The 25,434-nt window shown below is 73.1% G+C and carries 24 protein-coding genes; 16 read left to right on the plus strand and 8 right to left on the minus strand.

Annotated features, from left to right (window positions below; genetic code table 11):
• The first annotated feature begins 46 nt into the window (after window positions 1-46).
• Genes ACZ63H_RS21265 through hutI form a run of 3 tightly spaced genes read left to right on the plus strand, consistent with a single transcriptional unit; the run spans window position 47 to window position 3,779 of the window.
• Window positions 47-1,249 (plus strand): allantoate amidohydrolase, encoded by a 1,203-nt coding sequence (locus ACZ63H_RS21265; protein WP_469867286.1) that lies wholly within the window; start codon window positions 47-49, stop codon window positions 1,247-1,249.
• Window positions 1,246-2,583, plus strand: a complete 1,338-nt coding sequence (locus tag ACZ63H_RS21270; RefSeq protein WP_469867218.1) for a formimidoylglutamate deiminase — start codon at window positions 1,246-1,248, stop codon at window positions 2,581-2,583. The genes ACZ63H_RS21265 and ACZ63H_RS21270 overlap by 4 nt, the downstream gene beginning before the upstream one ends.
• A 20-nt stretch (window positions 2,584-2,603) precedes the next feature.
• Window positions 2,604-3,779 (plus strand): imidazolonepropionase, encoded by a 1,176-nt coding sequence (gene hutI, locus ACZ63H_RS21275; protein WP_469867220.1) that lies wholly within the window; start codon window positions 2,604-2,606, stop codon window positions 3,777-3,779.
• Window positions 3,780-3,862: 83 nt separating this feature from the next.
• On the opposite strand, the gene ACZ63H_RS21280 is transcribed toward hutI, so the two are convergent.
• Window positions 3,863-4,759, minus strand: coding sequence for an RNA polymerase sigma factor SigF (locus ACZ63H_RS21280; protein WP_469867222.1), 897 nt, complete (start codon window positions 4,757-4,759; stop codon window positions 3,863-3,865).
• A 249-nt stretch (window positions 4,760-5,008) separates the two neighbouring features.
• Here ACZ63H_RS21280 and ACZ63H_RS21285 point away from each other — a divergent pair, with 249 nt between their 5' ends.
• Window positions 5,009-5,386: an STAS domain-containing protein gene (locus tag ACZ63H_RS21285; protein ID WP_358689288.1), complete on the plus strand. Its 378-nt coding sequence runs from the start codon at window positions 5,009-5,011 to the stop codon at window positions 5,384-5,386.
• 314 nt (window positions 5,387-5,700) lie between these two features.
• The gene (locus tag ACZ63H_RS21290; RefSeq protein ID WP_469867224.1) at window positions 5,701-6,294 is read left to right on the plus strand and encodes an ATP-binding protein; all 594 of its coding nucleotides are present in this window, start codon (window positions 5,701-5,703) and stop codon (window positions 6,292-6,294) included.
• Window positions 6,295-7,470: 1,176 nt separating this feature from the next.
• Here the strand turns inward: ACZ63H_RS21290 and ACZ63H_RS21295 are convergent.
• Window positions 7,471-8,976 carry a peptide MFS transporter gene (locus ACZ63H_RS21295; RefSeq protein ID WP_469867226.1) on the minus strand — a complete coding sequence of 502 codons (1,506 nt, stop codon included), beginning with the start codon at window positions 8,974-8,976 and terminating at the stop codon, window positions 7,471-7,473.
• Between the two features lie 495 nt (window positions 8,977-9,471).
• On the opposite strand from ACZ63H_RS21295, the gene ACZ63H_RS21300 reads away from it, so the two are divergent.
• Window positions 9,472-10,149 (plus strand): response regulator transcription factor, encoded by a 678-nt coding sequence (locus ACZ63H_RS21300; RefSeq protein WP_469867228.1) that lies wholly within the window; start codon window positions 9,472-9,474, stop codon window positions 10,147-10,149.
• Window positions 10,150-10,181: 32 nt separating this feature from the next.
• Window positions 10,182-11,453: an ATP-binding protein gene (locus tag ACZ63H_RS21305; protein ID WP_469867230.1), complete on the plus strand. Its 1,272-nt coding sequence runs from the start codon at window positions 10,182-10,184 to the stop codon at window positions 11,451-11,453.
• A gap of 52 nt (window positions 11,454-11,505) precedes the next feature.
• On the opposite strand, the gene ACZ63H_RS21310 is transcribed toward ACZ63H_RS21305, so the two are convergent.
• Window positions 11,506-12,009 carry a GtrA family protein gene (locus tag ACZ63H_RS21310; RefSeq protein ID WP_469867232.1) on the minus strand — a complete coding sequence of 168 codons (504 nt, stop codon included), beginning with the start codon at window positions 12,007-12,009 and terminating at the stop codon, window positions 11,506-11,508.
• A 181-nt stretch (window positions 12,010-12,190) separates the two neighbouring features.
• On the opposite strand from ACZ63H_RS21310, the gene ACZ63H_RS21315 reads away from it, so the two are divergent.
• The 4 genes from ACZ63H_RS21315 to ACZ63H_RS21330 all read left to right on the plus strand — a co-directional run bounded on the left by ACZ63H_RS21315 (window position 12,191) and on the right by ACZ63H_RS21330 (window position 16,269).
• Window positions 12,191-13,330, plus strand: coding sequence for a 5-(carboxyamino)imidazole ribonucleotide synthase (locus ACZ63H_RS21315; RefSeq protein ID WP_469867234.1), 1,140 nt, complete (start codon window positions 12,191-12,193; stop codon window positions 13,328-13,330).
• Window positions 13,327-13,860, plus strand: coding sequence for a 5-(carboxyamino)imidazole ribonucleotide mutase (gene purE, locus ACZ63H_RS21320; RefSeq protein WP_467942844.1), 534 nt, complete (start codon window positions 13,327-13,329; stop codon window positions 13,858-13,860). The genes ACZ63H_RS21315 and purE overlap by 4 nt, the downstream gene beginning before the upstream one ends.
• A gap of 5 nt (window positions 13,861-13,865) precedes the next feature.
• The gene (locus ACZ63H_RS21325) at window positions 13,866-15,059 is read left to right on the plus strand and encodes a dipeptidase (protein WP_469867288.1); all 1,194 of its coding nucleotides are present in this window, start codon (window positions 13,866-13,868) and stop codon (window positions 15,057-15,059) included.
• 112 nt (window positions 15,060-15,171) lie between these two features.
• Window positions 15,172-16,269 carry a dipeptidase gene (locus ACZ63H_RS21330; RefSeq protein ID WP_469867236.1) on the plus strand — a complete coding sequence of 366 codons (1,098 nt, stop codon included), beginning with the start codon at window positions 15,172-15,174 and terminating at the stop codon, window positions 16,267-16,269.
• A 24-nt stretch (window positions 16,270-16,293) separates the two neighbouring features.
• Here the strand turns inward: ACZ63H_RS21330 and ACZ63H_RS21335 are convergent, their stop codons facing one another.
• Together ACZ63H_RS21335 and ACZ63H_RS21340 are read right to left on the minus strand one after the other, a co-directional pair.
• The gene (locus ACZ63H_RS21335) at window positions 16,294-16,686 is read right to left on the minus strand and encodes a VOC family protein (RefSeq protein ID WP_469867290.1); all 393 of its coding nucleotides are present in this window, start codon (window positions 16,684-16,686) and stop codon (window positions 16,294-16,296) included.
• 31 nt (window positions 16,687-16,717) lie between these two features.
• Window positions 16,718-17,077, minus strand: a complete 360-nt coding sequence (locus ACZ63H_RS21340; protein ID WP_469867237.1) for a VOC family protein — start codon at window positions 17,075-17,077, stop codon at window positions 16,718-16,720.
• 84 nt (window positions 17,078-17,161) lie between these two features.
• Here ACZ63H_RS21340 and ACZ63H_RS21345 point away from each other — a divergent pair, with 84 nt between their 5' ends.
• On the plus strand, window positions 17,162-17,668 hold the full coding sequence (locus tag ACZ63H_RS21345) for a CGNR zinc finger domain-containing protein (RefSeq protein ID WP_469867239.1): 507 nt from the start codon (window positions 17,162-17,164) through the stop codon (window positions 17,666-17,668).
• A 93-nt stretch (window positions 17,669-17,761) separates the two neighbouring features.
• On the opposite strand, the gene ACZ63H_RS21350 is transcribed toward ACZ63H_RS21345, so the two are convergent.
• The gene (locus ACZ63H_RS21350) at window positions 17,762-19,105 is read right to left on the minus strand and encodes a UDP-glucose dehydrogenase family protein (protein WP_469867240.1); all 1,344 of its coding nucleotides are present in this window, start codon (window positions 19,103-19,105) and stop codon (window positions 17,762-17,764) included.
• A 177-nt stretch (window positions 19,106-19,282) separates the two neighbouring features.
• On the opposite strand from ACZ63H_RS21350, the gene ACZ63H_RS21355 reads away from it, so the two are divergent.
• The 3 genes from ACZ63H_RS21355 to ACZ63H_RS21365 all read left to right on the plus strand — a co-directional run bounded on the left by ACZ63H_RS21355 (window position 19,283) and on the right by ACZ63H_RS21365 (window position 21,862).
• On the plus strand, window positions 19,283-20,449 hold the full coding sequence (locus ACZ63H_RS21355) for an acyl-CoA dehydrogenase (protein ID WP_469867242.1): 1,167 nt from the start codon (window positions 19,283-19,285) through the stop codon (window positions 20,447-20,449).
• Window positions 20,450-20,605: 156 nt separating this feature from the next.
• On the plus strand, window positions 20,606-21,388 hold the full coding sequence (locus tag ACZ63H_RS21360; RefSeq protein ID WP_469867292.1) for an SAM-dependent methyltransferase: 783 nt from the start codon (window positions 20,606-20,608) through the stop codon (window positions 21,386-21,388).
• Window positions 21,389-21,496: 108 nt separating this feature from the next.
• Entirely contained in the window at window positions 21,497-21,862 is a 366-nt protein-coding gene (locus tag ACZ63H_RS21365) for a four-helix bundle copper-binding protein (RefSeq protein ID WP_469867244.1), read from the plus strand.
• Between the two features lie 54 nt (window positions 21,863-21,916).
• On the opposite strand, the gene ACZ63H_RS21370 is transcribed toward ACZ63H_RS21365, so the two are convergent.
• Window positions 21,917-23,227 carry an LCP family protein gene (locus ACZ63H_RS21370; RefSeq protein ID WP_469867246.1) on the minus strand — a complete coding sequence of 437 codons (1,311 nt, stop codon included), beginning with the start codon at window positions 23,225-23,227 and terminating at the stop codon, window positions 21,917-21,919.
• Window positions 23,228-23,319: 92 nt separating this feature from the next.
• On the opposite strand from ACZ63H_RS21370, the gene ACZ63H_RS21375 reads away from it, so the two are divergent.
• The gene (locus ACZ63H_RS21375; protein ID WP_189991928.1) at window positions 23,320-23,895 is read left to right on the plus strand and encodes an acyl-CoA thioesterase; all 576 of its coding nucleotides are present in this window, start codon (window positions 23,320-23,322) and stop codon (window positions 23,893-23,895) included.
• Window positions 23,896-23,911: 16 nt separating this feature from the next.
• Here the strand turns inward: ACZ63H_RS21375 and ACZ63H_RS21380 are convergent, their stop codons facing one another.
• Complete coding sequence (locus tag ACZ63H_RS21380) at window positions 23,912-25,402, minus strand: LCP family protein (RefSeq protein WP_469867248.1); 1,491 nt, start codon at window positions 25,400-25,402, stop codon at window positions 23,912-23,914.
• Between the last annotated feature and the right edge of the window lie 32 nt (window positions 25,403-25,434).

Raw genomic sequence — 25,434 nt, forward strand, 5'->3', positions numbered from 1 at the left:
CGCGGGGGTGGCCGTACCCGCCCGCGCCGGCGCCTCCTTCCAGGAGATGTGGCGTGAGCTGCTCCCCATCGGCCGGCACCCCGGATCCGGCGGCTACCGGCGGTACGCCTGGACCGGGGCCGACGCCGAGTGCCGGGCCTGGTTCGAGGAACAGGCCGGGGCGCGCGGGCTGACGTATGAGGTCGACCGGAACGGGAACCAGTGGGCCTGGCTGGGGGACCCGTCCGCCGGGGACGCCGTCGTCACCGGGTCCCACCTGGACTCCGTACCCGACGGCGGGGCCTTCGACGGGCCTCTCGGAGTGGTGTCCTCCTTCGCCGCGCTGGACGAACTGCGCGGCCGGGGCGCCGAGTTCACCCGGCCCCTCGCCCTCGTCAACTTCGGTGACGAGGAGGGGGCCCGGTTCGGGCTCGCCTGTGTCGGGTCGCGGCTCACCGCCGGTCAGCTCACCGCCGAGCAGGCGCACCGGCTCACCGACGGCGACGGGACCGGCCTGCCCCGGGCCATGGAGGCGGCCGGGTACGACCCGGACGCCATCGGACCCGACCCCGAACGGCTCGCCCGCATCGGCGCCTTCGTGGAGCTGCACGTCGAACAGGGGCGCGCGCTCGACCTGTCCGGCGAGAGGGTGGGCGTCGCCAGCGCCATCTGGCCGCACGGGCGGTGGCGGTTCGACTTCCGGGGCGAGGCCAACCACGCCGGCACCACCCGGCTGGCCGACCGGCGCGACCCCATGCTGTCGTACGCCGAGACCGTGCTCGCCGCCCGCCGCGAGGCCGAACTCGCCGGCGCCGTCGCCACCTTCGGGAAGATCGTGGTGGAACCGAACGGCGTCAACGCGATCCCCTCGCTGGTGCGCGGCTGGCTGGACTCCCGCGCCGCCGACCAGGAGACCCTGGACACGGTCGTCGGGGGAGTGGAGGAGGCCGCGCGCGCGTACGCCGCCGCGCACGGCGTCGGTCTCGACGTCGTCCGGGAGTCCTTCACCCCGGTGGTCGAGTTCGACCACGCGCTGCGGGACGAACTCGCCCGGATCCTCGGCAAGGACACCGGCCTGACCGTGCCCGTCCTCGGCACCGGGGCGGGACACGACGCCGGAATCCTGTCCGCGAGCGTGCCGACCGCCATGCTGTTCGTGCGCAACCCCACCGGTGTCTCGCACTCCCCGGCCGAGTTCGCGGCCGAGGACGACTGCGTGGCCGGGGTGCGCGCACTCGCCGACGTACTGGAAGGGCTGGCCTGCCGGTGACCAAGGGAACCTACTGGCTGGAGCACGCCTGGCTCGGCGACCGCGTCGAGCCGGGCGTGGCCGTGGACGTGGCCGGCGGGCGCGTCGACGCCGTGCGCACGGACGTGGCCGCCCCGCCGCCCGGCGCCGAGGTGCTGCGCGGACTGACCCTGCCGGGGCTCGCCAACGCCCACTCGCACGCCTTCCACCGTGCCCTGCGCGGCACCGCACAGGTCGGGTCCGGCACCTTCTGGACGTGGCGCGAGGTGATGTACTCCGTCGCCGACCGCCTCACCCCGGACACCTACCACGCCCTGGCCCGCGCGGTGTACGCCGAGATGGCCCTCGCCGGCATCACCTGCGTCGGCGAGTTCCACTACGTGCACCACGCCCCCGGCGGCACCCGCTACGCCGACCCCAACGCCATGGGCGAGGCGCTGATCGCGGCCGCCGCCGAGGCCGGCATCCGGATCACCCTCCTCGACACCTGCTACCTCTCCGCCGGCTTCGGGGAGCCGCCGGACGCCCACCAGGCGCGGTTCTCCGACGGCAGTGCGCAGCGGTGGGCCGAACGCTGCGCGGTCCTCGCGGACCGGGACCACGCACGGATCGGGGCGGCGATCCACTCCGTACGGGCCGTGCCCGCCGGCCAGCTGTCCACGGTGGCGGAGTGGGCCGGGCAGCGGCGGGCGCCGCTGCACGTGCACCTGTCGGAGCAGACCGCCGAGAACGACGCCTGCCTCGCCGCGCACGGGCGTACCCCCGCCCGGCTGCTCGCCGACCACGGCGTCCTCGGGCCGCGCACCACCGGGGTGCACAACACCCACCTGACCGAGGAGGACGTCGCCCTGCTCGGCGGCTCGGGCACCGGCACCTGCATGTGCCCCACCACCGAGCGGGACCTGGCCGACGGCATCGGCCCGGCCGCCGCCCTCCAGCGGGCCGGCTCCCCGCTCTCCCTCGGCTCCGACAGCCACGCCGTGATCGACCTGTTCGAAGAGGCGCGCGCGATGGAGCTGAACGAGCGGCTGCGCACCCGCACCCGGGGCCACTGGACGGCCGCCGCCCTGCTGCGGGCCGCCACCGCCGACGGCCACGCCGCCCTCGGCTGGGACGACGCCGGCACCCTGGAGCCCGGCGCGCTCGCCGACTGGACGACGATCGCCCTGGACTCGGTCAGAACGGCGGGACCGCTGCCCCGGCTGGGCGCCGAGACGGCCGTGTTCGCGGCGACCGCGGCGGACGTGCGGCACACCGTCGTGGGCGGCCGGCAGGTCGTGCGCGACGGGGCGCACACGCTCGTCCCCGACGTGCCGCGAGCCCTCGCGCGCGCCGTCCAGGCCCTCCGCTCCTGACGATCACCCACGAGGACACCATGAGCAGCAGCACCGTCATCACCAACATCGCCACGCTGGTCACCAACGACCCCTCCCTCGGCGACCGCTCCCCGCTCGGTCTGGTCCGGGACGCGGCCGTCGTCCTCGACGGCGACCGGGTCGTGTGGACCGGTGCGGCCAGCAGGGCACCCGCTGCCGACCACCGGGTCGACGCGGGCGGCCGGGCGGTGCTGCCGGGCTTCGTCGACTCCCACTCCCACCTGGTCTTCGCCGGGGACCGGACCGAGGAGTTCAACGCCCGCATGTCCGGCCGCCCCTACAGCGCCGGCGGCATCCGCACCACGGTCGCGGCCACCCGCGCCGCGAGCGACGCGGAACTGGAGGCGAACCTCACCCGGTACCTCACCGAGGCCCTGCGCCAGGGCACGACCACGTGCGAGACCAAGTCGGGCTACGGCCTCACCGTCGAGGACGAGGCCCGCGCCCTGCGCCTCGCCGCCCGGCACACCGAGGAGGTGACGTACCTCGGCGCGCACATCGTCAGCCCCGACCACGCCGACGACCCGGCGGCCTACGTCGCCCTGGTCACCGGCGAGATGCTGGACGCCTGCGCGCCGCACGCCCGCTGGATCGACGTGTTCTGCGAGAAGGGCGCCTTCGACGGCGACCAGGCCCGTGCCGTCCTCACCGCGGGCAGGGCGAAGGGCCTGCACCCGCGGATCCACGCCAACCAGCTCTCGTACGGCCCCGGCGTGCAGCTGGCCGTGGAACTCGACGCGGCCAGCGCCGACCACTGCACCCACCTGACGGACGCGGACGTCGACGCCCTGGCCCAGGGCCGCACGGTCGCCACCCTGCTGCCCGGCGCCGAGTTCTCCACCCGCGCCGAGTGGCCCGACGCCCGCCGGCTGCTGGACGCGGGCGTGACGGTCGCCCTGTCCACCGACTGCAACCCGGGCTCGTCCTTCACCTCGTCCGTGCCCTTCTGCATCGCCCTGGCCGTGCGCGACATGGGGATGACCCCCGACGAGGCGGTGTGGTCGGCCACGGCGGGCGGTGCCGCCGCCCTGCGCCGCACCGACATCGGCAGGCTCGCCCCGGGAGCCCGCGCGGACCTGCTCCTGCTCGACGCCCCGAGCCACGTCCACCTCGCCTACCGCCCGGGCGTGCCGCTGGTCGCCGGGGTGTGGCGCGGGGGCGAACGCGTGGTCTGACCGGCGCGCGCAGGGGCCGCGCGCGGAGGGTCCGGCCGCACCGGCCGGACCCCCACCGCAGCGCGCGAGGTGTGGCGCGGAGGTCACTCCTCCAGGGTCAGTCCCTTGCGCAGCCGTACCAGCGTGCGCGACAGCAGCCGGGACACGTGCATCTGGGAGATGCCCAGTTCCTCGCCGATCTCCGACTGGGTCATGTTCGCCACGAAGCGCAGGGAGAGGATCTTCCGGTCCCGGGCCGGCAGCCCGGCGATCAGGGGCTTGAGCGACTCGATGTACTCGATGCCCTCCAGCCCGTGGTCCTCGTAGCCGATGCGGTCCGCGAGCGCGCCCTCGGTGTCGTCCTCCTCGGGCTGGGCGTCCAGGGAGGAGGCGGTGTAGGCGTTCGAGGCGGCCATGCCCTCGACGACCTCCTCGCAGGAGATGCCGAGGCGTTCGGCGAGTTCCGCGACGGTGGGCGCGCGGTCCAGCTGCTGCGCCAGCTCGTCGCCCGCCTTGGCCAGGTCCAGGCGCAGCTCCTGGAGCCGGCGCGGGACCCGCACGGACCACGAGGTGTCACGGAAGAATCGTTTGATCTCGCCGATGATGGTCGGCATCGCGAAAGTGGGGAACTCGACCCCTCGGGAGAGTTCGAAGCGGTCGATCGCCTTGATCAGGCCGATGGTGCCGACCTGGATGATGTCCTCCATCGGCTCGCTGCGGGAGCGGAAGCGGGAGGCGGCGAACTTGACGAGCGCGAGGTTCAGCTCGACGAGGGTGTTGCGGACGTACGCGTGCTCGTACGTCCCTTCCTCCAGCGACTCGAGGCGCTCGAAGAGGGTCTTGGACAGGGCCCGCGCGTCGACCGGGCCGATCTCGTCGTAAGGGGGGATCTCCGGGAGTCCCTCGAAGGGGTCGAGGGGGTCGATGGGATGATCCAGTTGAACCGGTGGGGGTGTCGACGTCGCGATCGGGGTAGGCGATGCGTCGAGCCGGGGTGACATGGGTGTCCTCCATCGTTCTCGGCATATGGCTGCCGAAGCCAGTCACGTGCACTGCGGTGTGCGGCGCCTCCGAAGCCGGCGTGTAGGAATGTGTGTCCTTACTAGCCCTACCCGCTCGACCGAGCGGGTCGCAAGTGCGCTTTGTTGCACTATGTCCGTTTCTGTGCAGAAGTTCGGGTGTCGTTGTGCGCGAGGAAGGCGTAATGTTCGAGGGCATCAGCAGCCACGACCTCGGGAGAGAGAGACGGCATGGACCACGGGACGGTCGGCAGCGCACAGTCGGGCCGGCTTCTGGTGGAAGTGCGGCAAGAGGGCTCCAGCGCCGTTGTGACACCGGCGGGTGAGCTCGACCACCACACCGCCGATCTTCTGCGCGAGCCCCTCGACGACCTGCTCGACAAGGGTTTCTCGCGGCTCGTGGTGGACTGCTCCCGCCTGGAGTTCTGCGACTCCACGGGGCTGAACGTCCTGCTCGGCGCCCGGCTGAAGGCGGACGCCGCCGGCGGTGGCGTCCATCTGGCCGGCATGCTGCCGGTGGTGGCCCGGGTGTTCGAGATCACCGGTGCCGAGACGGTCTTCACCGTCCACGACTCCGTGGAGGCCGCCTTGGCCGACGGTGCCGACTGATCGGCTCCGCCCTCCCCGCCGGACCGTTCCGGCACCCGGTTCCCGCGAGCGTTGCGCGGGTCACCCCGAACACGGGGGTGTTCCCCGGGATCGGTCGGGCAGGAGAGGGCAGAAGAAGACGGGGGACGGCCCGGCCGGCACGCGCACGGGACGCGCGTACGGCGGACGGGCGGCCGGCCCCCGGGTGGTGCGACGGCCGACGGGCCGGTGCCTATCGTCCGGTCTGCCGACCGGACCGCGGGCCGCAGTGTCGATCGGACCGCCGACCGGACTTTTGTAATCGTGAACTGGTGAATCGGTGAGGTGAAGCGCTGATGAGCACCACCCGGCCTTACTCGCCGGGCGACCGCGGCCCGGAGCCCAGCGGCGCTTCCGGGGCGTCCGAGGGGGCCGCGCCGGCTGTCGGCGCGTCCGCGGGGGCAGCCGCGCCGTCCGTGACGTCCAACGCGGCGGCCGCCGCGCCGTCCAATGCGACGGACGCCGCTCCGCGGGCCCATGAACGGCAGGTGCGTACGCTCCGCCTGGAAGGCGAGAGCGGGGTGGTCCCGCTCGCACGTGACTTCACCCGCCAGGCGCTGTACGCGTGGGGCTGGCTGCCCGCCGCCACCGCCGACCGGCGGGCCGCCGCCGACGACGTGCTGCTCGTCGTCTCCGAACTGGTCACCAACGCCTGCCTGCACGCCGAGGGCCCGGACGAGCTGCGGCTCACCTGTGACAACAAGGTGATCCGGATAGAGGTCTCCGACCGGGGCACCGGCCAGCCGGCCCCGCGCACCCCGCACCGGGCCGGCCGGCCCGGCGGCCACGGCATGTTCATCGTGCAGCGGCTGTGCCTGGACTGGGGCGTCGTCCGGGCCACCGGCACGCCGGGCAAGACGGTGTGGGCGGAACTGGGCGCGCCCGCCTGACCGCCGCGACCGCGGCGTGTGACGCGTCTCCTTCCCCACGGCCCCGGCGCGCCTCGGCGGCCGCGTCCGCTGTGCCACGAACGCATGGCGTGGACCGGCCGTGTCGTACCCGAACGGCGCGCCGATGAGGACGGCCGTCTCCCCACCACGGGCAATACCACCGGGCCACCGCGGCCCCGCCGGGACCGGCGTGAGTGGCCACGGCGCCCTGCGGGCCCCGGGCCTGGTGGCCGTCTCCCCTGCTCCGGGCATCACCGGGCAGCCGGGGCCCCGCGGCCTTGCCGGGACCGCGTGTGCGGCACGGCGCCCTGCGGGCCCTGCGGCCCCGCCGGGACCGGCGTGAGTGGCGTGAGTGGCCCCGGCGCCCTGTGGGCCTCGGGCCTGGTGGCCGTCTCCCCTGCTCCGGGCATCACTGGGCAGCCGGGGCCCCGCGGCCTTGCCGGGACCGCGTGAGCGGCACGGCACCCTGCGGGCCCTGCGGCCCCGCCGGGACCGGCGTGAGTGGCGTGAGTGGCCCCGGCGCCCTGTGGGCCTCGGGCCTGGTGGCCATCTCCCCTGCTCCGGGCATCACCGGGCAGCCGGGGCCCCGCGGCCTTGCCGGGGCCGCGTGAGCGGCACGGCACCCTGCGGGCCCGCGGCCTCGCCGGGACCGGCGTGAGCGGCCACGGCGCCCTGCGGGCCCCGGGCCCGGTGGCCGTCCCTCCTGCTCCGGGCATCACCGGGCAGCCGGGGCCCCGCGGCCTTGCCGGGGCCGCGTGAGCGGCACGGCGCCCTGCGGGCCCGCGGCCTCGCCGGGACCGGCGTGAGTGGCCACGGCGCCCTGTGGGCCTCGGGCCTGGTGGCCGTCTCCCCTACTTCGGGCATCACTGGGCAGCCGGGGCCCCGCGGCCCCGCCGGGACCGCGTGAGCGGCCACGGCACCCTGCGGGCCCCGGGCCTGGTGGCGGCAGGCATGGCGATCCTGCCCGGCGCCCCCGTTCCGCTTCCGACGCCCCGACGCCCCGACGCCCCGACGCGAAGACCCGGCAGTCCGCCCGCGGGGCCGCGGGGAACCACGCGACGAGCGGGCCCGGACCCGCACCACCGCCTCGCCGGCCCCCATAGGGCACCCCCGCACACGCGAGAGGGCCGCCGCGCCCATCAGGGTGCGGCGGCCCTCCCGGACCGGTGGCGACGACTAGTTGACGTTGCCCATCAGCTTCTTGACCTTGTTGCGGTACATCCACACCGCCACACCCGCGACCACCGCGAGCACGGCCTCCAGGGCGACGAAGCCCTTCTTGTCGAGGTTGACGCCCCCGACGGCCGGGTTCGACAGCAGGGCGGTGACGGAGTCACCCGCGGTCACCGCGAGGAACCACACGCCCATCATCTGCGAGGCGTACTTCTGCGGCGCCATCTTCGTCGTCACCGACAGACCCACCGGCGACAGCGTCAGCTCGCCGACGGTCTGCACGAAGTAGATCGCGACCAGCCACAGCGCCGCCGCCTTGTGGCCGCCCTCGGCGACCGACAGCGGGGCGAGGAAGACGAAGAAGGAGACACCGACCAGCACCAGACCGGAAGAGAACTTCACGATCGTGCTCGGCTCCTTGCCGCGACGGTTCAGCCACAGCCACAGCCAGGCGAAGACCGGGGCCAGCGCCATGATCAGGACCGGGTTGACCGACTGGTACCAGGAGACCGGGAAGTCCCAGCCGAGGACCGAGTTCTCGGCGCTGTCCTTGGCGAACAGCGACAGGGTCGAACCGCCCTGGTCGTAGATCATCCAGAAGACGGCCGCGGCGACGAAGAACCAGATGTACGCCGACACCTTCGAGCGCTCGCCCGCGTCCAGGTCCTTGTCCCGCATGATCCGGGCGATGACCAGGATCGGCACGATCAGGCCGATGACGGTGAGCGGGATCAGCGCCCAGTTCAGGGTGAAGTGACCGGTGCCGCCGACGACGCCGTAGAACACCGCGGCGACGGCCAGCCAGATCAGGCCCTTGCGCAGCGTGGCGGTCTTCTCCTCGGCGCTCAGCGGGGTCGGGACCTCGCTGCTCTTCGGGTTCAGGTGACGGCCGCCCATCAGGTACTGGGCCAGACCCAGCGCCATGCCGAGCGCGGCCAGCGCGAAGCCCAGGTGCCAGTTGACGTTCTCACCGATGGTGCCGATGACCAGCGGGGCGACGAAGGCACCCAGGTTGATGCCGATGTAGAAGAGCGTGAAGCCACCGTCCCGGCGCGGGTCCTCCGGGCCGTTGTAGAGGTGGCCGACCATCGTGGAGATGTTGGCCTTCAGCAGACCCGAACCGATGGCGACGAGCACCAGGCCGACGTAGAAGCTCGCGGCGAAGGGGACCGCCAGGCACAGGTGGCCCAGCATGATGACCGCGCCCGCGACGGCGACCGTCTTGCGGGGACCGAGCAGGCGGTCGGCGAACCAGCCGCCGGGCAGGGCGAGCAGGTACACGAGCGACAGGTACACCGCGTAGATCGCGCTCGCCGTGCCACCGCTGAGGTGCAGGCCACCCGGGGCCACCAGGTACAGCGGGAGCAGGGCCCTCATGCCGTAGTAGGAGAAGCGCTCCCACATCTCGGTCATGAAGAGAGTGGCCAGTCCGCGGGGGTGGCCGAAGAAGGTCTTCTCGGAACCGGGGGTGCCCGGTCGGACCGAGTCCTTCGTCAGGCTGGACGCCATGGTCGTTCCTTGCTGGTCGGGACGCGCGGCTGGAGCGTTGCGCGCCCGGTGGGGGTGCGGCCGGCACCGGCAGGTCGGTCGCCCACCCCCACGCCCATGGGGGAGCCCGCCTCCGGATCGCGGAAGCGGCGGACGGCGACCACCGGGATCCACGCCCCACACGCGTCGCTGCGCCCGGAGCCCGGCCAGAGGTCATTCCTTTCAAGGCTGATCCGATCAGCCCGTACACAAAAGAGACCTTCAGCGTCGACTGCTCGCCAAAGGTCCCCGGTGCGTACTACAGGCGTTCAGGTCACCATACGGCAGGACACCGCCGGAAATGGAAGGACTTGAGACGCGGATCACAGGTGTCGCGGGAACCGCGCGAGCGGTTTCGAAGGTCTCTCCTACGATCGCATCCCCAGGTCAATGGTTCGTACCAGTGGAGCGCGAAGGTAAGAAGCGGGGGGAGCGATCACGCCCCGGCACCGTACACGGGCGGACTACCATCACCTCATGACCCGTGTACTGCTCGCCGAGGACGACGCGTCCATCTCGGAGCCGCTGGCCCGCGCCCTGCGCCGGGAAGGTTACGAGGTCGAGGTGCGCGAGGACGGACCCGCCGCACTCGACGCCGGAATGCAGGGCGGCGTCGACCTGGTCGTGCTGGACCTGGGCCTGCCCGGCATGGACGGCCTGGAGGTCGCCCGCCGGCTGCGGGCCGACGGCCACGCCGTGCCGATCCTCATCCTGACCGCGCGGGCCGACGAGGTGGACACCGTCGTCGGCCTCGACGCGGGCGCCGACGACTACGTCACCAAGCCCTTCCGGCTCGCCGAACTGCTCGCCCGGGTGCGGGCGCTGCTCCGGCGCGGGTCCGCCGAGCCGCAGCAGCCGCCGGCCACCCACGGGGTGCGCATCGACGTCGAGTCGCACCGCGCGTGGATGGGCGACGAGGAGCTCCAGCTGACCGCCAAGGAGTTCGACCTGCTGCGGGTGCTGGTGCGCGACGCCGGCCGCGTGGTCACCCGCGACCAGCTGATGCGCGAGGTCTGGGACACCACCTGGTGGTCCTCCACCAAGACCCTCGACATGCACATCTCCTGGCTCCGCAAGAAGCTCGGCGACGACGCGGCGAACCCCCGCTACATCGCCACCGTGCGCGGCGTGGGCTTCCGCTTCGAGAAGAGCTGAGCCGGACCGGCGATCACCTCAGGTAACGGACCATGCGTCGACGTCTCATCCAGTCCACCCTCGCCGTCGTGCTGGTGGTGATCGCCGTCTTCGGCGTCTCGCTCGTCATCGTCGAGACCCGGACCATCGGCAACAGCGCCCAGGAGCGGGTGGAGTCGGAGGCGATGCGGCTGGCCAGCATCGTGGACAGCCGGATCCTCGCCGCGGAGAACGTCAACGCGCACGTGCTGCGCAACCCGGTCAGCGAGGACCAGTACGCGGTCATCCGCATGCCCGGCAAGAAGCCCATAGAGATCGGCAACAAGCCCGAGGGCGACACCATCCACTTCACGCAGCGGGGCGAGGAGGGCGAGACGGTCACCGTGCAGGAGCCCCGCTCCGCGGTGACCCGCGAGGTCGGCCGGACCCTGCTGATCATCGGGCTGGTCGCGCTGCTCGCGGTGGTCGCGGCCGTGCTGCTCGCCCTGCGCCAGGCGAACCGCCTCGCCTCCCCGCTGACCGACCTCGCCGAGACCGCCGAGCGCCTCGGTTCCGGCGACCCGCGCCCGAGGCACCGGCGGTACGGCGTGCCCGAGCTGGACCGGGTCGCCGACGTGCTGGACTCCTCCGCGGAGCGGATCGCGCGCATGCTGACCGCCGAGCGGCGTCTCGCGGCCGACGCCTCGCACCAGCTGCGCACCCCGCTCACCGCCCTGTCCATGCGGCTGGAGGAGATCACCCTCACCGACGACCCGGAGACGGTGAAGGAGGAGGCCACCATCGCGCTGACGCAGGTGGAGCGGCTGACCGACGTGGTGGAGCGGCTGCTGACCAACTCGCGCGACCCGCGCACCGGCTCCGCGGTCGCCTTCGACCTGGACGAGGTCATCCAGCAGCAGCTCGCCGAGTGGCGGCCCGCCTACCGCAGCGCCGGCCGGGCCGTCGTCAGCTCCGGCAAGCGGCACCTGACGGCGGTGGGCACGCCGGGCGCGGTCGCCCAGGTGCTGGCCGCGCTGATCGAGAACTCGCTGATGCACGGCGGCGGCACGGTCGCGCTGCGCACCCGGGTCACCGGCAACCAGGTCGTGATCGAGGTGACCGACGAGGGGCCGGGGGTGCCGGCCGACCTCGGCGCGCGGATCTTCGAGCGGACGATCAGCGGGCGGAACTCCACGGGGATCGGCCTGGCCGTGGCGCGGGACCTCGCGGAGGCCGACGGCGGCCGGCTGGAGCTGCTCCAGGCGCAGCCCCCGGTCTTCGGCCTGTTCCTCTCCCGCACGCCCCCGGCGCGCAAGGCGGAGGAGGACGAGCCGACGGTCCGCTGACGGGCGCCGGGAACTCCGGGCAAGCCGGTCGGGCGGCCGGCCCCGGGCAGCGTTACGGAACCCGCTGCCGGGGCGCGGGCCGCCGCGGCTCCTGCTTCAGAATCGATTCGGCACCCGCCACGGCCTCCGCGGCCGGCAGCGTCCGGAACACCCAGGTGCGGTACGACCAGAACCGGAACAGCGTCGCCACGCCGATGCCGACGAACTTGAAGACGTTGCTCTGCAGCGGGGTGTCCCAGCCGAAGCCGTACGTCGCCAGGTACAGCAGGCCGTTCTCGATCACCAGGCCGGCCGCGCTGAACAGCAGGAACAGCGTCAGCTCCCGGGTGCGCCCGCTCTTGTCGCGGTCCCGGTAGGTCCAGTAGCGGAAACCGACGTAGTTGAAGACGATGGCCACGATGGTCGCGATGACGCTGGCGCGCACCACCGGCAGGTCCGAGGCGTGCCGGACCAGGTTGAACACACCGAGGTTGACCAGCACCCCGGCCCCGCCGACGGCGCCGAATCTGATCAACTCGCGTACGAGCCGTTGCACCCCCGAGGAACGAGGTTCCATGGCTGTGCAGCTCCCGTCGGTAGGGTTCGTCAACCCCGCCATGCTAGCCGTGCGGGCCCTCCGCCGCCCGGGGACCGGGCCAGGCCCGGGAAACGGGCCGGAAAGAGGCGGGAAAGCGCCGGGTAAGAGTTCGGCGGAGGGAGGCGATCCGGCCGCCCCGGATGGCCGATACGCTAGGGGCGTGACGTTCCCGGTAGTCGGCATGGTCGGCGGGGGGCAGCTCGCGCGTATGACGCACGAGGCGGGCATCCCGTTGGGCATCAGGTTCAAGCTTCTCAGTGACACCCCTCAGGATTCCGCGGCGCAGGTCGTGAGCGATGTCGTCATCGGCGACTACCGCGACCTCGACACCCTGCGGGAATTCGCGCGCGGGTGCGATGTGATCACCTTCGATCACGAACACGTACCGACCGAGCACCTCCGGGCTCTCGAGGCAGACGGCATCCCCGTCCGTCCGGGGCCCGACGCGCTGGTGCACGCCCAGGACAAGGGCGTGATGCGCGCGAGGCTCGACGCGATCGGCATCCCGTGCCCCCGGCACCGGATCGTGGCCGACCCGCAGGACGTGGTCAGGTTCGCGGAGGAGGGCGAGGGCTTCCCCGTCGTCCTCAAGACGGTCCGCGGCGGCTACGACGGCAAGGGCGTGTGGGTCGTGGAGAACGCCGGGGAGGCGGCCGAGCCGTTCCGCGCCGGCGTCCCCGTCCTCGCCGAGGAGAAGGTCGACTACGTCCGCGAGCTGGCCGCCAACGTCGTCCGCTCCCCGCACGGCCAGGCCGTCGCCTACCCGGTCGTGGAGTCCCGGCAGGTGAACGGCGTCTGCGACACCGTGATCGCACCCGCCCCGGACCTGTCCGAGGACCTGGCCCTGCACGCCGAGCGGCTCGCCCTGACCATCGCCAAGGAGCTGGACGTCGTCGGCCACCTCGCCGTCGAGCTGTTCCAGACCCGCGACGGCCGCATCCTGGTCAACGAACTCGCGATGCGCCCGCACAACTCCGGCCACTGGTCCATGGACGGCGCGATCACCTCCCAGTTCGCCAACCACGTCCGCGCGGTCCTGGACCTGCCGCTGGGCGACCCCCGCCCGCGCGCCCCGTGGACGGTCATGGTCAACGTCCTGGGCGGCGACTACCCCGACATGTACTCCGCGTACTTGCACTGCATGGCCCGCGACCCCAAGCTCAAGATCCACATGTACGGCAAGGACGTGAAGCCCGGCCGCAAGGTCGGACACGTCAACACCTACGGCGACGACCTGGACGACGTGCTGGAACGCGCCCGTCACGCAGCCGGCTACCTGAGAGGCACGATCACCGAATGAGCCCCCGCACCTCCCCTCTGGTGGGCATCGTCATGGGGTCCGACTCGGACTGGCCCGTCATGGAGGCCGCCGCGAAGGCCCTGGACGAGTTCGAGATCGCCTACGAGGTCGACGTCGTCTCCGCGCACCGCATGCCCCGCGAGATGATCACCTACGGCGAGCAGGCCGCCGACCGCGGGCTGAAGGCGATCATCGCGGGCGCCGGCGGCGCCGCCCACCTGCCCGGCATGCTCGCCTCCGTCACCCCGCTGCCGGTCATCGGCGTGCCCGTGCCGCTGAAGTACCTGGACGGCATGGACTCCCTGCTGTCCATCGTGCAGATGCCGGCCGGCGTCCCGGTCGCCACGGTCTCCGTCGCCGGTGCCCGCAACGCCGGGCTGCTCGCGGCCCGGATGCTCGCCGCGCACGACGAGGAGCTGCTGCACCGGATGCGCGACTTCCAGCAGGAGCTGAACGACCAGGCCACCGAGAAGGGCAAGCGGCTGCGCGCCAAGGCCGAGGGCGCGAGCGGCTTCGGCTTCGGGAAGTGACCGGCATGGGCGCGCTGGAGGAGGCCCGGGAACTGCTGCGCGAGTTCCCGGTCGTCGACGGCCACAACGACCTGCCGTGGGCGCTGCGCGAGCAGGTCCGCTACGACCTCGACGCCCTGGACATCGCCGGGGACCGCCGCGACCGGCTGCACACCGACCTGCCGCGGCTGCGCGCGGGCGGCGTCGGCGCCCAGTACTGGTCGGTGTACGTGCCGGCCGAGCAGCCCGAGCCGGTCGCGGCCACCCTGGAGCAGATCGACTGCGTCCGGCGGATGCTGGAGCGCTACCCGGCGGACCTGGCGCCGGCACGGACCGCGGCCGACCTGGAGGCGGCCCGCGCCGAGGGCCGGATCGCCTCCCTCATGGGCGCCGAGGGCGGCCACTCCATCGCCAACTCCCTCGGCACCCTGCGCGCCCTGTACGCGCTCGGCGTGCGCTACATGACCCTCACCCACAACTCCAACGTGGACTGGGCGGACTCCGCGACCGACGAGCCGAGGGCCCAGGGCCTGACCGCCTTCGGCCGCGAGGTGGTCCGGGAGATGAACCGGCTCGGCATGCTGGTCGACCTCTCGCACGTGGCGGCCACGACCATGCGGGACGCGCTGGACGCCGCCGCCGCGCCGGTGATCTTCTCGCACTCCTCCGCCCGCGCGGTCTGCGACCACCCGCGCAACATCCCCGACGACGTCCTGGAGCGGCTGCCCGCCAACGGCGGCGTGGCGATGGTGACGTTCGTGCCCAAGTTCGTGCTCCAGGCCGCCGTCGACTGGACGGCCGCCGCCGACGAGAACCTGCGCGCCCACGGGCTGCACCACCTGGACACCAGCCCCGAGGCGATGCGGCTGCACCGCGCGTTCGAGGAGCGCCACCCGCGCCCGGTCGCCACGGTGTCCACGGTGGCCGACCACCTGGACCACATGCGCGAGGTGGCCGGCATCGACCACCTGGGCATCGGCGGCGACTACGACGGCACCGCGTTCACCCCGGACGGCCTGGACGACGTGTCCGGCTACCCCAACCTCCTCGCCGAGCTGCTGGACCGCGGCTGGTCCCGCACCGACCTCGCCAAGCTGACCTGGCGCAACGCGGTACGGGTGCTGGGCGCGGCCGAGGACGTCGCCCGCGACCTCCGGGCCACCCGCGGCCCGTCCCTCGCCACCATCGGGGAGCTGGACGGCACACCGGGCGGGAGCTGACCGGGTTACCCCCGAACGCCTCGCCCACCAGGAGGTCTTCCGCGCTCCGTGCGACCGTGTCGGTACGCCAGCCACAGCACGCCGTAGGCGACGAGGACGTACGGAGCCCGCCATGGCCGACCTCCAGGACGACATCCCCCGCACGACCGAGGTCGGCGAGGACGACGGCCTGCCGGACGACCCGTTCCTCCGGCCGGCCGGGGAGCTGCTGGAGCGGGCCCGCGCCCTGCTCGCCGGGCACCCGGTCGCCGACGGCTACAGCGGCCTGTCCTGGGCCCTGCGCCATCTGCCCGGCCACGACCTCCAGCTCGGCGAGGCCGCCGTCGACACGGACGTGCCCCGGATGCGGGCCGGGCACGTCGGCGCGCTGTTCTGGTCGCTGCACCTGCCCGAGGAGCCGGCCGGCGAGCGCCCGGTGGCGGCGACCCTGGAACAGCTGGACCTGGTGCGCTCGGTCGTGGAGGCGCATCCCGAGGGGCTGCGGCTGGTGCGGACCGCCGGGCAGGTCATCGACGCCCGCAACCGCGGCCGGATCGCCGTGGTGCTGGGCCCCGCGCACGGTGCCGCGCTGGACGGCTCCCTCGCCGTCCTGCGCGTGCTCCAGGCCCTCGGTGTGCGCGTCCTCACCCTCGCGGGCACCGCGTGGGCCGGGGAGGACGGGCTCACCCGGTTCGGGGAGGAGGTGGTGCGCGAGATGAACCGGCTCGGCGTGCTCGCCGACGTCACCGGCGCCCCGCCGGCCACCGTCCGGCGCACCCTCGCCCTGTCCAAGGCCCCGGTGCTGTGCACCCGCTCGGCCGCCCATGCCCTGCGAGCGCACCCGGCCAATCTGCCCGACGACCTGCTGGCCGCCCTCGGCGGGGCGAAGGGCCTGTGCATGGTGCCGCTGACCGCCGAGCAGACCGGCCCGGGCGTCCCGGACGTCGCCGACCACCTCGACCACGTCCGCGACGTGGCCGGTCCCGAGTGCGTCGGCCTGTCCGGCACCTACGACTCCGGAGCCGCCCACCCCCGCGAACTCGCGGACGCCTCCCGCTACCCGCACCTGATCGCCGAGCTGCTCAGGCGCGGCTGGTCCGAGACCGAGCTGTCCCTGCTGACCTGGGGAAACGTCCAGCGGGTGCTGCGCGGCGCGGACTTCACGGCCCGGGCCGCCCAGCACCGCCGGGAGGCCCCGGCACCGCGGATGACCGATCTGGATCCGCCCTAGGGCCCCCGGCCCCCCGCGGCCGCCCTACGACCGCTCGATCCGGCACAGGCAGAACGGATGCCCGGCCGGGTCGGCGTACACCTGGAAGTCCTTCTTCTCGCGGTCCTCCAGGTCCAGCGGGCGGGCGCCGAGCGCGAGCACCCGTTCGTGGGCGGCGTCGATGTCGGCCCAGGTCGGGCCCGCGTCGAAGTCGAGGTGCAGCTGCTGGCCGTTGTGGTCGGCGCGCGGCCACTCGGGCGGGGTGTGGCCCTCGGCCCGCTGGAAGGCCATCCGGGGGCCGTCCGGCACCCGGAGCACGACCCAGTCGTCGTCCTCCGGCTCCGGGGTGCCGCCGGCCACGGCCGCGTAGAAGGCGGCCAGCGCGTGCGGGTCGGGGCAGTCGAGCACGACGTTGCGGAAACGGGCCACGGACGCCATGGTGTCCTCCGGTTTCTCGTTCGGGGCGGACTCAGCCGGCACAGAGGCAGAACGGGTGCCCCGCCGGGTCGGCGTAGACACGGAAGGACCGGGACCGGTCGGCGGTGTCCAGCGGTGTGGCGCCCAGCTCCAGCACGCCCTTCTCGGCCGCGTCCAGGTCCGGCACGGTCAGGTCCAGGTGGAACTGCTGGGAGCGGTCCGCCGCCGGCCACTCGGGCGGCACGAACCCGGCCGCCCGCTGGAAGGCCAGGTCCGGCCCGCCGGGCACCTTCAGCGTCACCCACTCCTCGTCCCCCTCCGCCGCGCCGCCCAGCACACCGGCGTAGAACCCGGCCAGCGCACGGGGATCGGGACAGTCCAGCACCACGACGTCGAGCTTGGCGAGAGCCATGACCACCTCCTCGTGGTTACCCGTAGAGGCGGGTAACCGGTAACGGTGACCGCATACTCCCCCAGGAGCGGTAACGTCGCAAGCATGAGCGAGAGATCCGCCGCGCCGGGCGGCCTGGCGCTGGTCGAGTCGCTGGTGAACACGCTCGACATGGAGGCGGGCACCGACGCGCTGGACACCCTGGAGGGCCGCGTCCGGCTGGGGATCGCCGAGGACGGCCTCGACGAGGCCCGCGAGCTGCGCGAGTCGCTGCGGGCCGCGCTGCTCGCCCACGCCGGCCATCCGCCGCACCGCGCCGTGACCCCGCTCGGCACGCTGCTGGCCCGGGCCCCGCTGTACGTCGCCGTGGACGACCGCGACGGCTCCGCCCGGCTGGCGCCCGCCGAGGAGGGCCCGCTGCTCGCCCGGGTCGCCGCCGCCGTCGCCGAGGCGCTCGTCGCCGGCACCTGGGCCAGGCTCAAGGCGTGCGAGTCCGGCACCTGCCACTGGGCGTACTACGACCGCAGCCCCGCCGGGCGCGGACGCTGGTGCCTGATGCGGACGTGCGGGGCCCGCGCCAAGATGCGCCGCTACCGCGCGAAGGACCCCTGAGGCGCGCCGGGGTGGTGCAGAATGCCCACAGACCCCGGTTCGGCCGACTGAGCCTCGGCCGAACCGGCGTCGGCCGGGTCACCCGGCCCGGTGCTAAGCCGTGGGCCGGCCCATCGCCCGGTACGTCCACCCGGCCCGTCGCCACAGCTGCGGGTCGAGGGTGTTGCGGCCGTCGAGCAGGACCCGCTCCGCCGCGACCTCGCCGAGCGCCGCCGGGTCCAGCTCGCCGAACTCCCGCCACTCGGTCAGGTGCAGCACGACATGGGCGCCCCGGACGGCCTCCTCCGCGCTGTCGGCGTAGCCGAGGGTCGGGAACACCTTGCGGGCGTTGGCCATGCCCTTCGGGTCGTACACCGTCACCTGGCCGCCCTGGAGGTGGATCTGCCCGGCCACGTTCAGCGCGGGCGAGTCGCGCACGTCGTCCGAGTCGGGCTTGAAGGTGGCGCCGAGCACCGCCACCCGCTTGCCGAGGAAGGAGCCGCCGCCCAGCGCCTCCCGGGCCATCTCCACCATCTGGCCGCGCCGGCGCATGTTGATGGAGTCGATCTCGCGCAGGAAGGTCAGCGCCTGGTCGGCGCCCAGCTCGCCCGCGCGGGCCATGAACGCCCGGATGTCCTTGGGCAGGCAGCCGCCGCCGAAGCCGATCCCGGCGCGCAGGAACTTGCGGCCGATCCGGTCGTCGTACCCGATGGCCTCCGCCAGCGCGGCCACGTCGCCGCCGGCCGCCTCGCACACCTCCGCCATCGCGTTGATGAAGGAGATCTTGGTGGCGAGGAAGGAGTTCGCGGCCGTCTTCACCAGTTCGGCGGTCGGGAAGTCGGTGACGACGAACGGAGTGCCGTCGGCCACCGGCGTCGCGTACACCTCGCGCAGCAGCTTCTCGGCGCGCTCGCCGCGCACGCCGACCACGATCCGGTCCGGGTGCAGGGTGTCCTCGACGGCGAATCCCTCGCGCAGGAACTCCGGGTTCCAGGCCAGCTCGGCGTCCGCGCCCGCCGGGGCGTGCTCGGCGAGGTAGGCCGCCAGCCGCTCGGCGGAGCCCACCGGCACGGTCGACTTGCCCACGACCAGGGCCGGGCCGCGCAGGTGCGGGGCGAGGGAGGCGATCGCGGAGTCGACGTAGGACATGTCGCAGGCGAACTCGCCGTGCTTCTGCGGGGTGTTGACGCACACGAAGTGCACGTCCCCGAAGGCGCCGGCCTCCGCCCAGTCCATGGTGAAGCGCAGCCGCCCGGTCGACCCCTCGATCCCGGCGACGTGCCTGCGCAGCAACTCCTCGAGCCCCGGCTCGTACATCGGGGTCTCGCCGCGCTCCAGCAGGGCGATCTTCTCGGGCACGACGTCCAGGCCCAGCACCTCGAAGCCCAGCTCGGCCATGGCCGCGGCGTGCGTGGCGCCGAGGTAGCCGGTGCCGATCACGGTGATCTTCAGGCTCATGGGTGCTCCAGCTCGGGTCCGTCGGTCGTGCGCGGTCATGCGGGCCCGAGCATATCCGGGCCCGTGGCCGGGCAGTTTTCCGCTGTCGCGTAGCTCACGTAGGCGGGTGGGGGCGGGACCTCTAAAATTTGAGTTACTTAACGGTAATTAGCGTCAGTATCACTGCGTCTTTGGAGCGTGAGAGCCGTGGCCGGATCGGCTGACTTCGACCTGTACCGCCCGTCCGAGGAGCACGACATGCTCCGGGACGCCGTCCGTTCGCTGGTCGAGGCGAAGATCGCGCCGTACGCCGCGGCGGTGGACGAGGAGGCCCGCTTCCCGCAGGAGGCCCTCGACGCCCTGGTGGCCAACGACCTGCACGCCGTGCACGTCCCCGAGGAGTACGGCGGCTCCGGCGCCGACGCGCTCGCCACGGTCATCGTGATCGAGGAGGTGGCCCGCGCCTGCGTCTCCTCCTCGCTCATCCCCGCGGTGAACAAGCTGGGCTCGCTCCCGGTGATCCTCTCCGGCTCCGAGGAGCTGAAGAAGAAGTACCTGGGCCCGCTGGCCAAGGGCGACGTGATGTTCTCGTACTGCCTGTCCGAGCCGGAGGCGGGCTCGGACGCGGCCGGCATGAAGACCAAGGCCGTCCGCGACGGCGACCACTGGGTGCTCAACGGCGTCAAGCGCTGGATCACCAACGCGGGCGTCTCCGAGTACTACACGGTGATGGCCGTGACGGACCCCTCGAAGCGCTCCAAGGGCATCTCCGCCTTCGTGGTCGAGAAGTCCGACGAGGGCGTCTCCTTCGGCGCGCCGGAGAAGAAGCTCGGCATCAAGGGCTCCCCGACCCGCGAGGTCTACTTCGACAACGTCCGCATCCCCGCCGACCGCATGATCGGCGAGGAGGGCACCGGCTTCATGACGGCCATGAAGACCCTGGACCACACCCGCATCACCATCGCCGCCCAGGCCCTCGGCGTCGCCCAGGGCGCCCTCGACTACGCCAAGGGCTACGTCCAGGAGCGCAAGCAGTTCGGCAAGCCGATCGCCGACTTCCAGGGCATCCAGTTCATGCTCGCCGACATGTCCATGAAGATCTCGGCGGCCCGCGCCCTCACCTACCAGGCCGCCGCCGCCTCCGAGCGCGGCGACGCCGACCTCACCTACCTGGGCGCCGCCGCCAAGTGCTTCGCCTCGGACGTCGCCATGGAGGTCACCACCGACGCCGTCCAGCTCCTCGGCGGTTACGGCTACACCCGCGACTACCCGGTGGAGCGCATGATGCGCGACGCCAAGATCACCCAGATCTACGAGGGCACGAACCAGGTCCAGCGGATCGTCATGGCGCGCAACCTCCCGTAACCCCCGAGGTCTCGCGTTTGTGCGGAAGGCGTCCGTCCGGGCGCCTTCTTCTTTATTTTGGTGCGCGTTCCGATCGATGATCACTTCCGAAGGAGACCCGCGCCCATGGCCCTGTCCGACCACACCGCGACCACCGGCGACGAAGGCGTCGCACGCATGGCCCGGCTGCGCACCGACGTCTCCCACTCGGCCCGCATCTGGAACTACTGGCTCGGCGGCAAGGACCACTACCCGGTGGACGAGCAGGTCGGCGAGCAGATCCTCGGCTTCGTCCCGGCGCTGCCCCGCTCGGCCGTCGCCGACCGGGCGTTCCTGGCCCGCGCGGTGCGGCACCTGGCCGGCACCGAGGGGATCCGGCAGTTCCTGGACATCGGCACCGGACTGCCCACCGCCGACAACACCCACGAGGTCGCCCAGCGCGTCGACCCGTCCTGCCGGATCGTCTACGCCGACAACGACCCCCTCGTCCTCACCCACGCCCACGCGCTGCTGACCAGCACCCCCGAGGGCGCCACGGACTACATCGAGGCCGACGTCCACGACCCGGAGGCCCTGCTGCGCGGCGCTGCCCGGACCCTGGACCTGGACCGCCCGGTCGCCCTCACCCTGCTCGGCATCCTCAACTTCGTCATGGACACCGACGAGGCCGTGTCCATCGTGCACCGGCTGCTGGACGCGGTGCCCTCCGGCAGCTTCCTGGTGATCTCCCACCCCACCACCGAGGTCGACGGCGAGGCGATGACCCGGGCCGTGGAGTACTGGAACGGCCAGGGCTCCGCGCCCATGACCCTGCGCACCCGCGCCGAACTGACCCGGCTCTTCGACCGGGTCGAGCTGCTGGAGCCGGGCCTCGTCTCCTGCTCGCGCTGGCGGCCCGCGGCCGGGGACCCGGAGCCGGCCGAGGTCACCCACTTCGGCGCGGTGGGCCGCAAGCCGTAGACCGGCCGGGGCGGGCGCGGCGGGGGCCGACATGCGGGGCGGCGGCACCGGACGTAGGACGGAAGCACACGGGGTCCGCCCCGGGCCCCCGCCTCCCCAGGAGGAGCCATGACCCAGTCACCGGCGATGCCCGCCCTGACCCGGCAGATGCAGGAGTGCATCGAGGCCTGCATGAACTGCCACGGCATCTGCGAGGAGACCATGAGCTCCTGCATGCAGAAGGGCGGCCAGCAGCAGATGCGGATCATGCGGGCGCTCATGGACTGCTCCGAGACCACCCGGATGTGCGCCGACATGATGATGCGCCGCTCGCCCATGCACACCGACATGTGCGCGCTGTGCGCCAAGGCGTGCGACATGTGCGCCGAGGCGTGTACCACCATGCCGGAGGACCAGCTGCTGATGCGCTGCGCCGAGGCGTGCCGCCGCTGTGCCGACACCTGCCGGGCGATGGCGGGCGCCGGCCACATGTGAGCCCCGCCCCGCTCCGGCCGGGGGCGCCCCGCCGGGTGCCCCCGGCCCCGCCGCCTAGTTCCCGGAGACGGTGACCTTCTCGTCGTTGTTCAGCTCGTCCACCAGCGTCTTCACCTTGGCCTTGTCCCAGACCAGGTTGCCGCCCACCGAACCGGAGATCGGCATGTTCATCGAGGTGCCGTCACCGCCGCTGACGCCCTTCATCGCCCAGAACATCGACGCCAGGTCCCACAGCGACATGTCCTTGTCGACGATCAGCGAGTCCAGGCCCGCGCCCATGGTCGGGTAGAGCTTGAAGGGGTTCAGGACCGTCGAGGGGGTCGCCACCTGGTGCGCCAGGGCGGCGAGGAACTTCTGCTGGTTCTTGGTGCGCTGGAGGTCGGAGGCGGCGAACGCGTGCCGGGTGCGCACGAAGGCGAGGGCCTCCTGACCGTTCAGGGTCTGCTTGCCCGCCTCGAAGTCGGCGCCGGACCACTTGTCCTTGAAGCCCTTGTCGATGGTGATCTCGACCCCGCCCACCGCGTCCACGATGCTCGCGAAGCCCTGGAAGCCGATCTCCACGTAGTGGTCGATACGCAGACCGGTGTTGGCCTCGATCGCGCGGACCAGCAGCGTCGGCCCGTCCTCGGCGTAGGTGGCGTTCAGCTTGGCGTGCCGGCCCTGCGCCGGGAAGACCTTCCCGGACGTCGACCCCTGGTACGAGGGCACCACCACGTCCGAGTCGCGCGGCAGCGAGATCAGCGTGTCGCCGTTGTCGCCGACGTGCAGGATCATCATCGAGTCGGTGCGCTTGCCCTCGGCGCCGCCGGTGTGCAGCTTCTTCTCGTCCTCCCGGGACATGCCCTCCCGGCTGTCCGAGCCGACGATCAGGTAGTTCGTGCCGTCGCCGCCCTCCGGCCGCTCGATGACCTTGGACAGGTCCACTTCGCGGCGCAGCTTGCCGTCGGCCCAGAAGTAGGTCGCGACCGACGTGACGACCACCACGGACGCCACCGTGATCGCCGTCCACTTGATCCGCCGCCGCCAGTCGGGCGCGGGCCGCGGGCCGCGGGCGGAGGAGCCCGCCGGACCGCCCGGGCCGCGGCCGCCGGGGGAGCCGTAGACCTGGCCGGTGTTGTAGCCGCTGTCGTACCCCGGCTCGTGGCCCTGGCCGTCCACGTACGACGGCTGCTGCGGCACACCGGCCGCGTGCGGCGGCGCCGCCGCGCCGGAGCCGTCGTACCCCGAGCGCGGACCGGGCGGTACCGCCGGGCCGCGCCGCACCTGACGCATCACGCGGGCGCTCTCCGGCCGCGCGCCGGCACTGCCGCGTCCGTAACGCGGGCCGCGGTTGTCGTCGGACCATCCCTCGGGCCAGTCATTCATGCGCACCAGTGTGCCGGGCGCCGCGGTGTGCCGGACAAGGGCTGTCGGAAAATCAGGGCCCCGCTGTTGCGAAGCCGACACAAATTCCGCGAATGCGCCGTCGGCATAAGGTGGAGGGCATGACAGACCAGGCCACGGAAGTGGAACCGGAGATCCCGGGTAAGCCCACCTCCGCCTCCCGCACCACCCTCAGCCACATCATGACCCACAGCGACACCAACCTGCTGGGGACGGTGCACGGCGGAGTGATCATGAAACTGGTCGACGACGCCGCGGGCGCCGTGGCCGGCCGGCACTCCGGCGGCCCCGCCGTCACCGCGTCCATGGACGAGATGGCGTTCCTGGAGCCGGTCCGCGTCGGCGACCTGGTCCACGTGAAGGCACAGGTGAACTGGACCGGCCGGACCTCCATGGAGGTCGGCGTCCGGGTCCTCGCCGAGCGCTGGAACGAGTCCGCCCCGCCCACCCAGGTCGGCTCCGCCTACCTGGTCTTCGCCGCGGTGGACGCCGACGGCAAGCCGCGCCGGGTGCCGCCGGTCATACCCGAGACCGACCGCGACCGCCGCCGCTACCAGGAGGCCCAGATCCGCCGCACCCACCGGCTGGCCCGCCGCCGCGCGATCCGCGAGCTGCGCGAACAGCGGGCGGCGGAGGGCTTCGAGGACTGAGCGTCCCGCAGCGCGCTCAGCACACCACCTCGTCGCCGCGCAGCACGTTCTGCTCCGGCCGCCCCGGGTCGTCGAACCGCACCCGGCGGACGTCCTTGAGGTCGGCGCCGGCCGTCACCTTCAGCAGCGGTCCCTGTCCCGGCACCGCGCGCAGTTCGCTGCCCGGCAGGGCCGCGGCCAGGGAACGGGCCGAGCGGTCCCAGCGGGGGTCGTAGAAGACCAGCGTGCGCGGCACCCGGGCGGGCGCCGTCACCGGCCGGCGGGTGGTGGCGAAGCCCGTCGCCGCCAGCGCCGCGTCGACCCGCTTGCCGAGCCCCGCCGTGCCCGTGCCGTTCGCCACCTGCACCCGGATCGTCCCCGGTGCCACCTCCACCGGCACCGGGGCCGGCGCCCCGGAGCGGCGCGCGCGGTCCTGGGCCAGCGGCTTGTCGTCGCGCACCGCGGCGAACAGCTTCTCCGCCTTCGCCGGGTCCCACTTCAGCGTCGAGCCGATGCCCTTGACCGGGTAGTCCAGCTGCCCGATGGGCACCGTGGTGAACTCCGAGGAGGACGGCGAGAAGTCCCGCATCGCACGGCCGAGGTCCAGCAGCTCGTCGGTGCCGAAGCCCGCGTCCGCGCGGACCGAGCCCAGCACCGCCCGGGTCACGTCCCGGAACCGCATCGGGTTCAGCAGCACCCCGGAGGAGGTCGTCTTCTCGATCAGCGCGGCCAGGAACCGCTGCTGCCGCTTCATCCGGCCCAGGTCGCTGGCCCCGTCGACGTGCCGGGCGCGCACGTACTGCAGCGCCCGCCCGCCCCGCAGGGTGTGCGTGCCGGGCGTGAGGTCGAGGCCGGTGTACCGGTCCTTCAGCGGGGTCGGGGTGCAGACCTCCACCCCGCCGAGCACGTCCACGGTCCGCATGAAGCTGGTGAAGTCGACCTCCAGATAGTGGTCGATCTTCACGTGGGTCATCTTCTCGACCGTGCGGATGGTCAGCTGCGGCCCGCCCTCGGCGTAGGCCGCGTTGAGCCGGACCGGGTGCGGGCCGTGCCGCCGCCCCGAGTTCTGGTCGGTGTGCGCGGGCATCTCGGCGTAGGAGTCGCGCGGCAGGCTCACCACGGTGGCCCGCCCCCGGTCCTCCGCGATGTGCACGATCATCATGGTGTCGGTGCAGTGACAGGGCTGGCCGCCCAGCCGGAAGGCGCGCCGGTCCCGCTCGCCGATCTTGTCGCGGCCGTCGGTGCCGACCAGCAGCACGTTCATGCCGTGCCCGGCCCGGGGCCGGTTCTTCATGTCCTTGAAGGCGTCGATCCGGGCGATGCCCGCGTCCAGGCTGCTCACCACCGCGTGGCCGATCCCGGCGGAGGCGAGCACCACGACCGACAGGGTGGTGACCGCCCGCATGGCCCAGCGGGGCCGCCCGGGCGGCCGGACGGGCGCCGCCGCCCGCTCGGGCGGGCGCGGCACACGGCGGGGCGGCTGCGGGCGGCGCTGCGGCGGCGCCGGGGACCGGGGCGGGCTGGGCAAGGGGGACACCTCCGGACGAGGCCGTACGCGGG

The sequence above is a fragment of the Streptomyces sp. NPDC104831 genome, from assembly GCF_055583025.1.

Bases quoted from the DNA above. Each gene is read 5' to 3' on its own strand.
- ACZ63H_RS21285 (WP_358689288.1), top strand. From the start codon at position 5,009: ATGGACCACGGGACGGTCGGCAGCGCACAGTCGGGCCGGCTTCTGGTG.
- ACZ63H_RS21305 (WP_469867230.1), top strand. From the start codon at position 10,182: ATGCGTCGACGTCTCATCCAGTCCACCCTCGCCGTCGTGCTGGTGGTG.
- hutI (WP_469867220.1), top strand. From the start codon at position 2,604: ATGAGCAGCAGCACCGTCATCACCAACATCGCCACGCTGGTCACCAAC.
- ACZ63H_RS21345 (WP_469867239.1), top strand. From the start codon at position 17,162: ATGAGCGAGAGATCCGCCGCGCCGGGCGGCCTGGCGCTGGTCGAGTCG.
- ACZ63H_RS21290 (WP_469867224.1), top strand. From the start codon at position 5,701: ATGAGCACCACCCGGCCTTACTCGCCGGGCGACCGCGGCCCGGAGCCC.
- ACZ63H_RS21350 (WP_469867240.1), bottom strand. From the start codon at position 19,105: ATGAGCCTGAAGATCACCGTGATCGGCACCGGCTACCTCGGCGCCACG.
- ACZ63H_RS21340 (WP_469867237.1), bottom strand. From the start codon at position 17,077: ATGGCTCTCGCCAAGCTCGACGTCGTGGTGCTGGACTGTCCCGATCCC.
- ACZ63H_RS21370 (WP_469867246.1), bottom strand. From the start codon at position 23,227: ATGAATGACTGGCCCGAGGGATGGTCCGACGACAACCGCGGCCCGCGT.
- ACZ63H_RS21360 (WP_469867292.1), top strand. From the start codon at position 20,606: ATGGCCCGGCTGCGCACCGACGTCTCCCACTCGGCCCGCATCTGGAAC.
- ACZ63H_RS21300 (WP_469867228.1), top strand. From the start codon at position 9,472: ATGACCCGTGTACTGCTCGCCGAGGACGACGCGTCCATCTCGGAGCCG.
- ACZ63H_RS21265 (WP_469867286.1), top strand. From the start codon at position 47: ATGTGGCGTGAGCTGCTCCCCATCGGCCGGCACCCCGGATCCGGCGGC.
- ACZ63H_RS21325 (WP_469867288.1), top strand. From the start codon at position 13,866: ATGGGCGCGCTGGAGGAGGCCCGGGAACTGCTGCGCGAGTTCCCGGTC.
- ACZ63H_RS21365 (WP_469867244.1), top strand. From the start codon at position 21,497: ATGACCCAGTCACCGGCGATGCCCGCCCTGACCCGGCAGATGCAGGAG.
- ACZ63H_RS21295 (WP_469867226.1), bottom strand. From the start codon at position 8,976: ATGGCGTCCAGCCTGACGAAGGACTCGGTCCGACCGGGCACCCCCGGT.
- ACZ63H_RS21335 (WP_469867290.1), bottom strand. From the start codon at position 16,686: ATGGCGTCCGTGGCCCGTTTCCGCAACGTCGTGCTCGACTGCCCCGAC.
- ACZ63H_RS21310 (WP_469867232.1), bottom strand. From the start codon at position 12,009: ATGGAACCTCGTTCCTCGGGGGTGCAACGGCTCGTACGCGAGTTGATC.
- ACZ63H_RS21330 (WP_469867236.1), top strand. From the start codon at position 15,172: ATGGCCGACCTCCAGGACGACATCCCCCGCACGACCGAGGTCGGCGAG.
- purE (WP_467942844.1), top strand. From the start codon at position 13,327: ATGAGCCCCCGCACCTCCCCTCTGGTGGGCATCGTCATGGGGTCCGAC.
- ACZ63H_RS21280 (WP_469867222.1), bottom strand. From the start codon at position 4,759: ATGTCACCCCGGCTCGACGCATCGCCTACCCCGATCGCGACGTCGACA.
- ACZ63H_RS21375 (WP_189991928.1), top strand. From the start codon at position 23,320: ATGCGCCGTCGGCATAAGGTGGAGGGCATGACAGACCAGGCCACGGAA.